This is a genomic window from Streptomyces sp. NPDC111744 (genome assembly GCF_055634995.1).
The window spans coordinates 344,516-358,675 of record NZ_JBVKCG010000003.1; the positions used below are offsets into that span (position 1 = coordinate 344,516).

A 14,160-nucleotide genomic window follows, 5' to 3' on the forward strand; every position below is an offset into this window, starting at 1 on the left:
AGTCGGTCCATGACCTCTTCCGACACTTCCGACAGTGCACAGCAGCCGGCGGCCGAGAAGGCCGCCGGCAAGGATCCCTGGGACCTGCCCGACGTCTCCGGCCTGGTCGTGGGTGTACTCGGCGGCACCGGCCCGCAGGGCAAGGGCCTCGCCTACCGGCTGGCCCGGGCCGGACAGAAGGTGATCATCGGTTCGCGGGCCGCCGAGCGCGCGCAGGCCGCCGCCGACGAGATCGGTCACGGTGTCGAGGGCGCGGACAACGCCGAGTGCGCGCGCCGCAGTGACCTCGTGATCGTCGCCGTACCGTGGGACGGACACGGCAAGACGCTGGAGTCGCTGCGCGCGGAACTGACCGGGAAGCTGGTCGTGGACTGCGTCAACCCGCTCGGCTTCGACAAGAAGGGCGCCTACGCGCTCAGGCCGGAGGAGGGCAGCGCGGCGGAGCAGGCCGCGGCGCTGCTGCCGGACTCCCGGGTCGCGGCGGCCTTCCACCATCTGTCGGCGGTACTGCTCCAGGACCCGGAGGTCGAGGAGATCGACACCGATGTGATGGTGCTGGGCGAGGCACGGGCGGACGTGGAGATCGTGCAGGCGCTGGCCGGGCGCATCCCGGGGATGCGGGGCATCTTCGCGGGGCGGCTGCGCAACGCCCACCAGGTGGAGTCGCTGGTCGCCAACCTGATCTCGGTCAACCGCCGCTACAAGGCACACGCCGGGCTCCGCGTCACGGACGTCTGAGCGGATGGGGGACACTGGTGGCTCCCACCGGTGTCCCCCGACCGACCGATCCGAAAGCGACTCCGACATGCCCCGCCTCGCCCTCTACGCCCTGGTCGTCTGCGTCCTCGCCGTCGCCGCCGCCGTCATCTCGTTCGTGCAGGGCAGCTGGCTGATGGGCGTCGTCTGGGTGCTGCTGACGGGTCTGTCGTCGAACATGACCTGGTACTACGCGAGGCGCGGCCGCGACGACAAGCCGGCCGCTAGCTGAGACCCGGCTGCCTCTCGGCCCCCTCCAGGAGGACCCGCCCGCCGATCTCCACCCAGCCGTACGGCTGCGGTGCCGTGAGGATCTGTGAGCCCCTGCCCTGGGTGATGTTCAGGGCCCGGCCCAGCCGGTCGGTGAGCAGCAGCGCGGCCGCCCCGGTCGCCTCGTCCTCGTCGATCCCGTCACCGCGCCCGGGAAAGCCGCGGGCCCTTACCCGCCCGGCCGACTCGTCCTCCCACGCCCAGGCGTACACCCACTCCCCCGAAGGCGGCACCGGCAGGGCGTCCACCTCGGCGGCCGTGGCGTACTGGCGCAGGGTGCGCGGCGGGGCCCACTCCGGGCGTGCCTCGATCCAGCTGAACTCCCCGTCCAGCCGGGCACCGACCACGCCGGCCGGTGTGACCAGTTCGGGTACGTCCAGCAGCCAGGCCGTGCCGACGCAGGGGTGGCCGGCGAACGGCAGGCGCAGGGTGGGGGTGTAGATGTCGACGACCCCGCGCTCGGGGTCGTCCACGAACACGGTCTCGCTGAACCCGAGCTTCGCCGCCAGCGCCTGCCGGTCCTCCCGCGCGGGCAGCACCGTGCCGTCGCGGACGACGCCGAGCTCGTTGCCGTAGCCGCCGTTCGCCGCGCAGAAGACACGCAGCACGTCGTATTCAGTCACTCCGGCATTCAAGCACTCAGGTCTCCGTGATCCTTCTGTGTCCGGTGAATCACACCCCGCATGGGTAAGAGTGAGGTAAGCCTCGGGTAAGTTAGGGAAGCCTCACCACACCACCTCGCTTGGAGCCTGCATGCGTGCCGTCCGACTCACCGTCACCGCCGCCGCCACCGCGGCTGCTCTGACCGCTCTCTCGGCCTGCACGGCGAAGAGCGACGCCAAGGGCGGTGACGCGATTCAGGTCACCGCGGCCGACTCCAGGTGCGAGACGTCGACCAAGTCCGTGCCCGCCGGGCACGTCACGCTCGCCATCGAGAACACCGGGTCCAAGGCCACCGAGGTCGAGATCCTCTTCCCGGACGACCGGATCGTCTCGGAGAAGGAGAACATCGGGCCGGGGACGAAGTACACGCTCACCGCCGAGGTGAAGCAGGGGTCGTACGAAATAGCCTGCCGGCCCGGGATGAAGGGGCACGGTGTCCGGCAGAAGCTGACCGTCACCGGCTCCGGTGCGGTCGCCAAGCGCAACCCGACGCTCGACAAGGCCGTCGCCGACTACCGCGAGTACGCCCAGGAGCAGGCCGACGCGACGATCCCGAAGGTGGAGACGTTCGCCGCCGCCATCAAGGCCGGCGACCTGGAAGCCGCGAAGAACGCCTACGCCCCCTCCCGGGTCGGCTGGGAGCGCACCGAGCCGATCGCCGAGTCCTTCGGGGACATCGACCCCAAGACGGACACGCGCGCCGACGGCCTGGAGAAGGGCCAGAAGTGGACCGGCTGGCACGCGCTGGAGAAGGCGCTGTGGCAGGACAAGAAGATCGGCGCCGAGCAGAAGACCCTGGCCGCCGGGCTGGTCACCGATCTGAAGGACTGGCAGAAGCGGGTCGGCAAGGCCGAGATCACCCCGACCTCCATGGCCAACGGCGCCAAGGAACTCCTCGACGAGGTCGCCACCGGCAAGGTCACCGGCGAGGAGGACCGTTACGCCCACACCGACCTCAGCGACTTCAAGGCCAACGTCGAGGGTGCGCAGAAGGCGTACGAGCTGCTGAAGCCGGTCGCCCGGAAGAACGACGCGGCCTTGACCACCGAGCTGGACAAGCAGTTCACCGCGCTGAACGCGCTGCTCGACAAGTACCGCACCACCTCCACCTCGGACGGCTTCGTGTCGTACGACAAGGTCACCAAGTCCCAGCAGAAGGAGCTGTCCGACGCGGTCAACGCCCTCGCGGAGCCGCTGTCCAAGCTCGCCGCGGCCGTCGTCAAGTAAGGGGCGGGAGATGGCCGAGAAAACCAGTCCGTCGCGTCGTGCGGTCATCGGCTGGGGCGGGGCCGGGCTCGCGCTCGGCGCCGCCGTGGCCGGGGGCGCGGTGGCCGTGGCCGAGTCCGGCGACGACGCCGGCCCCACGACCGCCGTCCCGTTCCACGGCGCCCACCAGGCCGGTATCACCACCCCCGTCCAGGACCGGCTGCACTTCGCCGCGTTCGACGTGAAGACCGAGGACCGGGCCGAGTTCGTCCAGCTGCTGAAGGACTGGACGGCCGCGGCCCGGCGACTGACCGCCGGGAAGGCGATCGGCGACGGGGCGTACGGCGGGCTCGCCGAGGCGCCCCCGGACGACACCGGCGAGGCGCTCGGGCTCAAGCCGTCCCGGCTGACGCTGACGATCGGCTTCGGGCCGTCGTTCTTCGAGAAGTTCGGGCTCAGGGACAACCGCCCGGACGCCCTGGTCGATCTGCCGCAGTTCCCGGGCGACAACTTCGACTCCGCCCGCACCGGCGGCGACCTGTGCGTCCAGGCCTGCGCCGACGACCCCCAGGTCGCCGTGCACGCCATCCGCAACCTCGCCCGGATCGGCTTCGGCAAGGTCGCCGTCCGCTGGTCCCAGCTCGGTTTCGGGAAGACCTCGTCCACGACCCCGGATGCCCAGACCCCGCGCAACCTCATGGGGTTCAAGGACGGCACCCGCAACATCGCGGGGACCGAGACCGACCGCCTGAAGAAGTTCGTGTGGGTGGGCGACGGCGACGGTCCCGGGTGGATGCGCGGGGGGTCGTATCTCGTCGCCCGGCGCATCCGGATGAACATCGAGACCTGGGACCGGACCTCGCTCCAGGAGCAGGAGGACGTCTTCGGGCGGGACAAGGGCGAGGGCGCCCCCGTCGGCAAGGCCAAGGAGCACGACGCGCCGTTCCTCAAGGCGATGAAGCCGGACGCCCATGTGCGGCTCGCGCACCCCGACTCCAACGGCGGGATCACCATCCTGCGCCGGGGTTATTCGTTCACCGACGGGACGGACGGGCTCGGACGGCTCGACGCGGGCCTGTTCTTCCTGGCCTACCAGCGTGACGTACGCAAGGGGTTCATCCCGCTGCAGCGCAGGCTGTCGGCGTCCGACGCACTCAACGAGTACATCCAGCACGTGGGTTCGGCGGTCTTCGCGGTCCCGCCCGGCGTCCGGGACAAGGACGACTGGTGGGGCCGGACGCTGTTCTCCGAGTCCTCCAAGGGGGCGTGATCCGTGTTCTCCAACTATCTGATCGGGCTGCGCGAAGGCCTTGAGGCCTCGCTCGTCGTCTGCATCCTCATCGCCTACCTGGTCAAGACCGGGCGCAGGGACGCCCTGAGGCCGGTCTGGATCGGCATCAGCGTGGCGGTGCTCATCGCCATGGGCTTCGGCTGCGCCCTCGAATTCGGCTCCCAGGAGCTGACGTTCGAGGCGCAGGAGGCGCTCGGCGGGTCCCTGTCCGTCGTCGCGGTGGGCCTGGTGACCTGGATGGTGTTCTGGATGCGGCGCACCGCCCGGCACCTGAAGTCCGAGCTGCACGGCAAGCTCGACGCGGCCCTCGCGATGGGCACCGGCGCGCTGGTCGCCACCGCCTTCCTCGCCGTGGGCCGGGAGGGACTTGAGACCGCCCTGTTCGTCTGGGCGTCCGTGCACGCGGCCGGGGACGGCACCCCGCGCCCCCTGATCGGCGTCGTCCTCGGCCTCGCCACCGCGGTCCTGCTCGGCTGGCTCTTCTACCGCGGCGCCCTGCGGATCAACCTCGCCAGGTTCTTCACCTGGACCGGCGGCATGCTGGTGGTCGTCGCGGCGGGCGTGCTGGCGTACGGCTTCCACGACCTCCAGGAGGCCGACTGGATCCCGGGCCTGACCGACCAGGCCTTCGACATCAGCGGCGCCATCCCGCCGGACAGCTGGTACGGCACCCTCCTCAAGGGCGTCTTCAACTTCCAGCCCGACCCGACCGTGCTCCAGGTCACGGTGTGGCTGCTGTACCTGATCCCGACACTCGTACTCTTCTTCGCCCCGGTAGGGTTCGCCTCCGGGAAGGGGAAGGTGAAGGCACCTGATGACGCACCTGACGACCAGGGATCGCGGACCTCGGCGGCTCCGCGGACTCCGCGGGCGTGAGCGCAGGGCGCTCATGGCGGTCGCGCTGACCGCCGTGTCACTGACGGCGAGCGGATGCGTGGTGGTGCACGGGGAGCGCGAGGTGCTCCCCACCACCACCCGCGCCGAGGCCGCCAAGGCGCTGAAGCAGTTCACGGACGCGTACAACAAGGCCGACAAGGCCTACGACGGGTCCCTGGACGCCGACTACACGACCGGCGCCCTCGCCGACATCGACTCCGCGCGTCTGAAGGCCGGGCACGTCAACAGCCCGAGCGGCAACTCCGGCCATTCGGCGCTGGAGTTCGACGACGTCACGTACACCATCCCCAAGAAGGCCGGCTGGCCGCGCTGGTTCCTCGCCGACGCGCACGGCAACAAGGGCGGCGACGACCGCTGGCTGCTGGTCTTCACCCGTAACAGCCTCTCCGCGCCGTTCCAGGTGGCGTATCTGACGCTGGTCGCGCCGGACGCCGTACCGAAGTTCACGACCGACAAGGACGGCTGGGCCGAGGCCGTGCCGGCCAACATCGCCCAACTGGCCGTCTCCCCCGCTGACCTGGGCCAGGACTACGCCACCTACCTGAAGAGCGGCGGCAGCGTCTTCGCGGACGGCGCGCACACCAGCGGCTGGCGCACGGACCGCAGGAAGTCGACCAAGCCGGGCCTCGCGACCCAGTACATCGACGTGCCGCTGACCAACGGCGACTACGCGCCGCTCGCCCTGCGCACCACCGACGGCGGCGCGATGGTGTTCTTCACCACCCGCTACTACGCCAAGGAGACCGCGGCCGCGGGCACTTCGGTGCCGACGCCGAACCAGGACGTCAAGGCCCTCACCAAGGGCGAGATCAAGCAGTCGCTGACCATGCAGTTCGTCTCCAACCAGGTCGCGCTGGACCCGGCGGGCACCGGAAAGGTCTCGGTCCTGGGACGCATCCAGGGGCTGACGTCCGCCGAGGGTTCCTAACGGCGGACCGGCCAGGCGGCGCTCGCCTCACCGGACTCCGCGTCGGCGTGCCGGGCGCCGGCGTCGGTGAGGATCTCCAGGAGGGTCAGCGGGTCGGGCAGCGGGTGCTCGGGACCGCGCACCCAGTGCACGCTGCGGCCGTCGTCACCGGGCAGCCTGGCGGGCGGCACGAGGACGTACGACCCCCGGCAGTGCCAGCGCAGGCCCGGATGCTCGTCCATGGTCTCGGGGTGGCAGTCCAGCTCGCACGGCCACCACTCGTCCTCGTCCTCGGGGGTGCCGCGGGTGAGGGTGAAGAACAGCATGCGGCCGTCGTCGCTCTCGGCGACCGGACCCACCTCGACGCCGTTCGCGAGCAGCCGCTCCAGCGCCTGCCGGCCGGCCTCCAGGGGGACGTCCAGGACGTCGTGGGTCATCCCGGTCGCGGTGATGAAGTTGGCCTGCGGCTGGTGCCGGGCCCAGCGCTCGATCTGGGCGCGGTCGGTGGTGGACTGCGTCTGCCACGCGAACGACACCGGGTGCCGGGCCGGGGTGGGACAGCCGACGCGGTCGCAGGAGCAGCCGTAGCCGGGGGCGGGATACGCGGCGGGGGCCAGCGGGAGGCCCGCCTCGGCGGCGGCGAGCAGCAGGGCCGCACGGCCGTCACCGTCGGTGGCGGCGGCTTCCTTGGGCCTCCGTCCGAGCAGCCACTGGGAGAGTCTGCCCTGCCGGCCGCTGCGGCCACCGAACGTCCCGCTCATGTATCGCCTCGCCTCCGTGTGGTGCGGACAGCATGCCTTATGGTCCCATCCGGGTGCGAAGCGGGGTGCCGGGGGCGTATCACCACGACGTGTCACCGCGGCGGCCAGGCATCTCCCCAGTCCGCGTCCCGCGCCGCCCGGTACAGGTCGCCGTGGCGTTTGGTGATCGTCGTCCGGCGCAGCTGTTCGTCGGTCTCGCACAGGTCGAGCAGGACCTGGCCCTTGCGGATCTGCGGCCGCCGCACCACCCGGGCCGGCGCGGGGGCCACGGGGAAGCGGGTGGCCGCCACGTAGCTGAACTTCTCGTCCTCGTAGGCCAGCGATCCGCCCTTGACCTGGCGGTGCAGGGAGGAGCGGCTGACCCGGGCCGAGAAGTGGCACCAGTCCGTGCCGGGGACGATCGGGCAGGCGGCGCTGTGCGGGCAGGGCGCGGCGACCTGGAAGCCGGCGGCGATCAGGCGGTCGCGGGCCTCGATGACCCGGGCATAGCCCGCCGGGGTGCCGGCCTCCACGATGACGACGGCCTGCGCGGCGGTCGCGGCGGCGTCGACGAGGGCGGCACGGGCGGCCTCGTCGAGTTCGTTGAGGACGTACGACACCGTGACGAGATCAGTGCTCTCGATGGTGAGCGCTGCTCCGATCCGAGAGCGCTGCCAGGACGCCTCCCGCAGCGCCGGGTTCGCCGCGGCGATCTCCCGGCCCAGGGCGAGCGCCGGCTCGGCCCAGTCGAGGACCGTCACCGGCCGGACCCCGGCCCAGGTGTCGGTCACCGCCCAGGTCGCCGCGCCCGTCCCGCCGCCGACATCCACATGGCTCCCCGGCACCCAGCCCTCCGGCACCGCGTCGGCGAACGCCGCCAGCGCCGCCCGTACCGCCTCGAAGGTCGCCGGCATCCGGTACGCCGCGTAGGCCACCACGTCCGCGCGGTCCCGCAGGATCGGCGCGTGGGTCGGGGTGACGCCCCGGTAGCTGGCGATCAGTCGCTCGACGGCTCCGGCGGCCTGCTTCGGGGGAAGGCCGTCGAGGAGGTCGGAGAGCGTGACACGGAGCTGGTCGGCCGGGGATGCGGGGTGGTTCACCCGGTGATTGTAGGGGCGCCGGGCATCACGCCGGACGCCTCCGGGTTGGTGCCGGAACACGCGGCGCGCCGAGGGCGGGAACCAGCGGACGGCGACTCGCTCGAAGTCCGGGCCGCCGCCGCGTCACACCCCCGACGGGCTGAGAAAGACCGCCCTCGCCAGCCGGGTCGCCGCCGCCGCTCTCGGGGCGCTGTCGCCCGGGCGCCGCCGGGGGTGCACGGTGTTGGCCAGCAGGACCAGGAAGGTGTCGGTCGCCCGGTCCAGGACGAGGCTCGTCCCCGTGAACCCGGTGTGCCCGGCCGCGCCCCGGCCCGCCAGTTCGCCCATGAACCACGGCTGGTCCACCAGGAACCCCAGACCGGGCGGGTTCAGCAGCAGGTCCACGAAGTCGGGACCGAGGATGCGCGCCGGGCCGTACGCACCGCCCGCCAGCAGCGTCCGGCAGAAGACGGCCAGGTCCCGGGCCGTGGAGAACAGGCCCGCGTGCCCGGCCACCCCGCCCAGCGCCCAGGCGTTCTCGTCGTGCACGACACCCCGCAGCATCCCCCGGTCCGCCTTGGCCCACGGCCGCCGCTGGTCCTCGGTGGCCGCCGCGCCGGGGCAGGGGCCGAAGTCGGTGGCGGTCATCCCGAGCGGGCGGGTGATGCCCTCGTGGACGAGGACGTCGAGGGCAAGACCGGTGCTCCGCTCCAGGACGTACTGGAGGAGGAGCATGTTGAGGTCCGAGTAGCGGTACGTGCCGGGCGGGCTGCTCGGGGCCTCGGCGCGGAGCAGGTCGAGGCGGGCCGCGTCGTCGGGGCAGTCGTGCAGAGGGAGTTCGGGGCGCAGGCCCGAGGTGTGGGTGAGGAGCTGGCGGACGGTGATGCCGTGGACGGCGGCCGCCCGGAAGTCGGGGAGGTAGGCGCCGACGCGGGCGTCGATGCCGAGGGTGCCGCGTTCGAGTTGCTGCACGGCGGCGACCGCGGTGAAGAGTTTGGTGAGGGAGGCCAGGTCGAAGGGGGTGTCGACGGTCATCGGGACCCGGGCGGCGGGCGGCAGTTCGACACCGGCGTCGGCCCCGGGGTCGTACGCGGACCAGCGCACCGCCCAGCCGGCCGCCTGCTGGACGGCGATCACGGGACCGCGTCCGGCGACCACGACGGCGCCGGCCGCCCAGGGCCGCTCACCTGCGGTGAGGGCATGCACTTCGCGCACGAGGTGCCTGAGTTCCGCGGGGTCGAGCCCGGCCCGTTCCGGTGTCTCGACGCGCAGTCTCGGTACGCTCAGCTCTCCTCCCCCTCTCTCGACTTCGCTCGAATGGGGGCACCCCCATCCTCCGTCCCCGCACGTGTGTTCCCACGCACGGTCCAGGGACGGCACATTCCCACGAAGCAGGCCAGTGCCACCAGTGCCCCCGCCAGTTGGACGATCGCCATGGGCACGGCGGTTCTCTCCCCGGCGATCCCGACCAGCGGTGAGGCGACCGCGCCCACCAGGAACGAGGAGGTCCCGAGCAGCGCGGACGCCGATCCGGCGGTGTGCCGGGTGCGCAGCAGGGCGAGGGACTGGGCGTTGGGGAGGGTGAAGCCCATCGCGGACATCAGCACGAACAGGGCGGTGGCCACGGGGGCGAGGCCGACCGGGCCGAAGGCCCCGGTCGACATGAGAAGCAGGGCTGTCGCGGCGAGGACGGTCACGGCCAGGCCGGTGCCCAGCACCCTGTCCAGGCTGACCCGGCCGACCAGCACCTTGCCGTTGACCTGCCCGGCGATCACCAGCCCGACCGAGTTGAGCCCGAAGAGCAGGCTGAAGGTCTGCGGGGAGGCGCCGTAGATCTCCTGGATGACGAACGGGGACGCGGATATGTAGGCGAAGAGGGCCGCGAAGGCGAAGCCGCCCGCGAGCATGTAGCCGGTGAAGGGGAGGTCGGCGAGCAGGGTGCGCATGGCGCGTACGGCGGCGGCCGCTCCCCCGGCGTGCCGGTCGGCGGCCGGCAGGGTCTCCGGGAGTTTCGCCCACACCACGGCCGCGAGGACCGCGCCGACGACCGTCAGGACGACGAACACGCCCCGCCAGTCCGTCACCCGCAGGATCTGCCCGCCGATCAGCGGGGCGACGATCGGGGCCACCCCGGAGACCAGCATCAGGGTGGAGAAGAAGCGGGCCATGGCGACACCGTCGTAGAGGTCGCGTACGACGGCCCGGGCGATGACTATGCCGGCCGCGCCCGCGAGGCCCTGGGCGAGGCGGAAGGCGACCAGGGTCTCGACGTTCGGCGCGACGGCGCACAGGGCGGTGGCGGCGACGTAGACGGCGAGGCCGGCCAGCAGCGGACGGCGGCGGCCCCAGCGGTCGCTCATCGGGCCGACGACCAGCTGGCCGAGGGCCATGCCGGCGAGACAGGCGGTGAGGGTGAGCTGCACGGTCGCGGCGGGGGCATGGAGGGAGCGGGTGACCTCCGGCAGGGACGGGAGGTACATGTCCATCGCCAGCGGCGGCGTCGCGGTGAGCGCGCCGAGGACCAGCACCAGGAGGAGACCCGCACGGCGGGCGGCGCGGGTACCGGGGGCGGTTCCGGAGGGTACGGCGGTGTCCTGGGCGTCCGGTGTCGGCGGTGCCGGCCGCTCTGGCATCTGGCGCATGTGTCCCCCCGCTCCTTCGGTTCACTGCTGGTCTCGCCCTACGGGTCCACTCTTGGTGGACCCCGATGGCCCCGGCCTATGCTCTCAGCTCGTACAGACTGCCTGGAAAACATGAGCGAGGGTGGGGCGGCCGGGATGGCTGAGCAGAGTGTGCGGTGGGGGATCCTGGCGACGGGCGGGATCGCGGCCGCGTTCGCGGCGGACCTGGTGGATCTGCCGGACGCGGAGATCGCGGCGGTGGCCTCACGGTCCCCGGAGTCGGCGGAGGCGTTCGCGGAGCGGTTCGGGATCGGGCGGGCGTACGGCGACTGGGAGTCGCTGGCCCGGGACGAGGACATCGACGTCGTGTACGTCGCCACTCCGCACTCGGCGCACCGGGCGGCCGCCGGGCTGTGCCTGGCGGCGGGGCGGAACGTGCTGTGCGAGAAGCCGTTCACGATCGGCGTCCGCGAGGCCGAGGAACTGGTGGCGCTGGCGAAGGAGCACGACCGCTTCCTGATGGAGGCGATGTGGATGTACTGCAACCCGCTGGTGCGACGGCTGAAGGCGCTGGTCGCGGACGGGGCGATCGGTGAGGTGCGGACCCTGCAGGCGGACTTCGGGCTGGAGGGCCCGTTCCCGCCGGCGCACCGGCTGCGGGATCCGGTGCTGGGCGGGGGCGCGCTGCTCGACCTGGGGGTGTACCCGGTGTCGTTCGCGCATCTGCTGCTCGGCGAGCCGGACGGGCTGTCGGCGCGAGCGGTGCTCTCGGACGAGGGCGTCGATCTCCAGACGGGTGCGCTGCTCTCCTGGGAGAGCGGTGCTCTCGCGGCGGTGCACTGCTCCATAGTGGGCGGCACCGGCACCACCGCCTCGGTCACCGGCTCACGCGGCCGGATCGACATCCCGGACGGCTTCTTCCACCCCGAGCGCTTCGTACTGCACCGCGACGGCCGCGACCCGGAGGAGTTCGCCCTGGACCCGGCCGACGGCCCGCGCACCAGCTTGCGCCACGAGGCCCGGGAGGTCATGCGCGCGCTGCGGGCCGGTGAGACCGAGTCCCCGCTCGTCCCGCTCGACGGCACCCTCGCGGTCATGCGCACCCTGGACACGCTCCGCGAACTGATCGGCGTCCGCTACCCCGGGGAGTCGTGACCCGGGCGCGCCCGGGGCTGGGGGGGCGCCCGGCGGGGCACGACCCGAACGCCGCGACCCCGGGCGGGAACACCCCCGGCGGGGCGTGAACCCCTGAACGCCGCGACCCCGGGCAGGAGCACCCCCGGCGGGGCACGACCCGAACGCCGCCACCCCGGGCGGGAGCACGCCCGGCGGGGCGTGACCCCTGAGGGCCGCGCCCGGCGGGGCGTGACCTGAGGGGCCGGGCTCCCTAGGCTGCCGCCCTATGAATGCCAAGCAATCGAAGATCGCGGTGGTCACCGGCGCCGGTTCCGGTATCGGGCGGGCCGTGGCCGTGGAGCTGCTGCGGGCCGGCTGGTCGGTGGCGCTGGCGGGGCGGCGCCCGGAGAAGCTGGAGAAGACGGCGGCGCTGGTGCCCGAGGGCGACCGTCTCGTCGTACGCACGGATGTGGCGCAACCGGAGGACGTCGCCGGGCTGTTCGCGGCGACCGTGGAGCGGTTCGGGCGGGTGGACCTGCTGTTCAACAACGCGGGGACGTTCGGGCCCGGCGGGGTGCCCGTGGAGGATCTCGCCTACGAGGCGTGGCGGCATGTGGTGGACACCAACCTCAACGGGGCGTTCCTGTGCGCGCAGGCGGCGTTCCGGCAGATGAAGGAGCAGGAGCCGCAGGGCGGCCGGATCATCAACAACGGGTCCATCTCGGCGCACACGCCCCGCCCGCACTCCGCCCCCTACACCGCGACCAAGCACGCGCTGACCGGCCTCACCAAGTCGCTGTCCCTGGACGGGCGGCCGTACGGCATCGCGGTCGGGCAGATCGACATCGGCAACGCGGCCACGGACATGACGGCCCGGATGCAGACCGGCGCCCTGCAGGCGAGCGGGGAGATCGCCCCGGAACCCGTGATGGAAGTGGCGGATGTGGCGCGCACCGTGCGGCACATGGCCGAGCTGCCGCTGGAGGCGAACGTGCAGTTCGCGACGGTGCTGGCGACGGCGATGCCGTACGTGGGCCGGGGCTGAACCACCGTTCAGCCAGGACCTTCGCAACTTGCACAACCGGAATTCAAACGTCCGCGGTATTGCCGCCGGTAACGCGCCTATGCTCAACTCTTCTCCACCAGAGCTTCACAGTTGAGGCTCTGGTGTTCCGCCGACCACACCGAGGGGGAGGCGGCAGCCGTCCCACCACACCGGGTGGGGGTGGACCCGTGCGGGACGCGGGTACGCACCGGTGGGTGGGACGGCTGCCGCATGACGTCAACTCGCCGGTGTGTCACGCGAGTCGGCGGTGGCCGCCCGGCGGCGCCGACGCAGCGTCAACGCCCCCGCGCCCAGCAGCGCGAGAGTTCCCGCGCCGCCCTCCGCGAGCCGCCACTGCGACGGTCCGGACGACCCCGAACCGGCCGCCGCTCCCTTCCCGGCCGCACCCGCGGCGCCCTTCGCCGTCGTGGGCGACGGGCTCGCGCTCGCCCCGCCCTCGCTCAGCGGATCGACCAGCGCGCCCACCGCCTGCGCCGAACTCCCCTCCTCGAAGCCCCAGTCGAGCAGTGCGGCGGCCTCCTCGTACACGGCGTTGCTGCCGCTGTCGGGATGCATCACGGTGACCAGCAGGGTGCGGCCGCCCCGGGTGGCGCCACCGGTGAAGGTGTTGCCGGCGTGGCTGGTGTAGCCGTTCTTGACGCCGAACAGGCCCTTGTAGGTGCCCAGTCCCCAGGAGCCGGTGAGCAGTCGGTCCGTGTTCTGGATCTGGAAGGTCTTCTTGCCGCCCGCCGGGAAGTTCGCGGTCCTGGTCCCGCAGTAGCCCCGGAAGTCGTCGTCCTTCAGCCCGTGCCGGGCGAAGAGGGTCAGGTCGTAGGCGGAGGACAGCTGGCCGGGGTGGTCGAAGCCGTCCGGGCTGACCACATGGGTGTCGAGGGCCTGGAGGTCGGCCGCCTTGGCCTGCATCTCGGCGACGGTCTGTGCGATACCGCCGTTCATGTGGGCGAGGACGTGCACGGCGTCGTTGCCGGAACGCAGGAAGACGCCCTGCCACAGCTGCTCGACGGTGTAGGTGATGCCTGGCTTGATGCCGACCAGGCTGGAGCCGGCCGGGACGTCGGAGATGTCGGTGTCCTTGACCCGGTAGCGCTCGGTCCGCTCGAACTTCTTCAGCACGGTGTCCGCGAACAGCATCTTCAGGGTGGAAGCGGGCGCCAGGCGCCGGTGCGCGTCGAAGGAGGCCAGCACCTCACCGCTCTCGCAGTCGGCGAGCAGCCAGGCGCGGGCGGTGATCTTCCTGGGGAGGCCGGTGGCGCCGCGCACCTGGACGCCGCCGCGGGCCAGGCGCTCGCCGCCTATGACGGTGGCCGCGGAGGCAGGGGTCGCCGCGGAGAGGGGAAGAGCGGCGGCCGTCAGTCCGAGGACGGCACGCCTGGTCAGCAGAGAGGAATCGCGCACTCCGGGACCGTACACGCATGGAACAGCGGGTTCCTTGGAGGGCCCCCTCGCCTCAATAGGAATTTGCTGTCTTATGAAAGTTTGATAAGAGTACGAGCTTTCTCAGCTCTGACACATCTTTTACCCAGTGTGACTCAAAGGTTTCTCCCTAGC

14 protein-coding genes are annotated in these 14,160 nt (G+C 72.0%); 8 read left to right on the forward strand and 6 right to left on the reverse strand.

Annotation, left to right across the window (positions count from 1 at the left end; genetic code table 11):
• The first annotated feature begins 9 nt into the window (after positions 1 to 9).
• Together npdG and ACZ7OO_RS08815 are read left to right on the forward strand one after the other, a co-directional pair.
• Positions 10 to 738 carry an NADPH-dependent F420 reductase gene (npdG, locus tag ACZ7OO_RS08810; RefSeq protein WP_471502929.1) on the forward strand — a complete coding sequence of 243 codons (729 nt, stop codon included), beginning with the start codon at positions 10 to 12 and terminating at the stop codon, positions 736 to 738.
• 67 nt (positions 739 to 805) lie between these two features.
• A complete protein-coding gene (locus ACZ7OO_RS08815; protein ID WP_352225409.1) occupies positions 806 to 988 on the forward strand; it encodes a hypothetical protein in 183 nt (60 codons plus the stop codon).
• On the opposite strand, the gene ACZ7OO_RS08820 is transcribed toward ACZ7OO_RS08815, so the two are convergent.
• Entirely contained in the window at positions 981 to 1,649 is a 669-nt protein-coding gene (locus ACZ7OO_RS08820) for a PhzF family phenazine biosynthesis protein (RefSeq protein ID WP_471502931.1), read from the reverse strand. The genes ACZ7OO_RS08815 and ACZ7OO_RS08820 overlap by 8 nt on opposite strands.
• Before the next feature lie 130 nt (positions 1,650 to 1,779).
• On the opposite strand from ACZ7OO_RS08820, the gene efeO reads away from it, so the two are divergent.
• The 4 genes from efeO to ACZ7OO_RS08840 are packed head-to-tail and all read left to right on the forward strand — an operon-like array spanning position 1,780 to position 6,011.
• Positions 1,780 to 2,916, forward strand: coding sequence for an iron uptake system protein EfeO (gene efeO, locus ACZ7OO_RS08825; protein ID WP_471502933.1), 1,137 nt, complete (start codon positions 1,780 to 1,782; stop codon positions 2,914 to 2,916).
• Positions 2,917 to 2,926: 10 nt separating this feature from the next.
• Entirely contained in the window at positions 2,927 to 4,165 is a 1,239-nt protein-coding gene (gene efeB, locus ACZ7OO_RS08830; protein WP_471502935.1) for an iron uptake transporter deferrochelatase/peroxidase subunit, read from the forward strand.
• A 3-nt stretch (positions 4,166 to 4,168) separates the two neighbouring features.
• Positions 4,169 to 5,062, forward strand: coding sequence for an iron uptake transporter permease EfeU (gene efeU, locus ACZ7OO_RS08835; protein ID WP_471502937.1), 894 nt, complete (start codon positions 4,169 to 4,171; stop codon positions 5,060 to 5,062).
• Positions 5,001 to 6,011: an SCO2278 family lipoprotein gene (locus ACZ7OO_RS08840; protein WP_471502939.1), complete on the forward strand. Its 1,011-nt coding sequence runs from the start codon at positions 5,001 to 5,003 to the stop codon at positions 6,009 to 6,011. Before efeU ends, ACZ7OO_RS08840 begins: the two co-directional genes overlap by 62 nt.
• Here the strand turns inward: ACZ7OO_RS08840 and ACZ7OO_RS08845 are convergent.
• The 4 genes from ACZ7OO_RS08845 to ACZ7OO_RS08860 form a co-directional block, all read right to left on the reverse strand.
• Positions 6,008 to 6,751: a bifunctional DNA primase/polymerase gene (locus tag ACZ7OO_RS08845; RefSeq protein ID WP_471502941.1), complete on the reverse strand. Its 744-nt coding sequence runs from the start codon at positions 6,749 to 6,751 to the stop codon at positions 6,008 to 6,010. The two genes, ACZ7OO_RS08840 and ACZ7OO_RS08845, sit on opposite strands and share 4 nt — an antisense overlap.
• A gap of 92 nt (positions 6,752 to 6,843) precedes the next feature.
• A complete protein-coding gene (locus ACZ7OO_RS08850) occupies positions 6,844 to 7,830 on the reverse strand; it encodes a small ribosomal subunit Rsm22 family protein (protein WP_471502943.1) in 987 nt (328 codons plus the stop codon).
• 123 nt (positions 7,831 to 7,953) lie between these two features.
• Complete coding sequence (locus ACZ7OO_RS08855) at positions 7,954 to 9,096, reverse strand: serine hydrolase domain-containing protein (protein WP_471503400.1); 1,143 nt, start codon at positions 9,094 to 9,096, stop codon at positions 7,954 to 7,956.
• Positions 9,093 to 10,442 (reverse strand): multidrug effflux MFS transporter, encoded by a 1,350-nt coding sequence (locus ACZ7OO_RS08860; RefSeq protein WP_471503402.1) that lies wholly within the window; start codon positions 10,440 to 10,442, stop codon positions 9,093 to 9,095. Before ACZ7OO_RS08860 ends, ACZ7OO_RS08855 begins: the two co-directional genes overlap by 4 nt.
• Positions 10,443 to 10,586: 144 nt before the next feature.
• Between ACZ7OO_RS08860 and ACZ7OO_RS08865 the strand changes: the two genes are divergently transcribed.
• Together ACZ7OO_RS08865 and ACZ7OO_RS08870 are read left to right on the forward strand one after the other, a co-directional pair.
• Positions 10,587 to 11,585: a Gfo/Idh/MocA family protein gene (locus ACZ7OO_RS08865; RefSeq protein WP_471502945.1), complete on the forward strand. Its 999-nt coding sequence runs from the start codon at positions 10,587 to 10,589 to the stop codon at positions 11,583 to 11,585.
• 247 nt (positions 11,586 to 11,832) lie between these two features.
• On the forward strand, positions 11,833 to 12,591 hold the full coding sequence (locus ACZ7OO_RS08870; protein ID WP_471502947.1) for an SDR family oxidoreductase: 759 nt from the start codon (positions 11,833 to 11,835) through the stop codon (positions 12,589 to 12,591).
• 237 nt (positions 12,592 to 12,828) lie between these two features.
• Here the strand turns inward: ACZ7OO_RS08870 and ACZ7OO_RS08875 are convergent, their stop codons facing one another.
• Positions 12,829 to 14,007 carry a D-alanyl-D-alanine carboxypeptidase family protein gene (locus tag ACZ7OO_RS08875; RefSeq protein WP_471502949.1) on the reverse strand — a complete coding sequence of 393 codons (1,179 nt, stop codon included), beginning with the start codon at positions 14,005 to 14,007 and terminating at the stop codon, positions 12,829 to 12,831.
• Positions 14,008 to 14,160 lie beyond the last annotated feature (153 nt).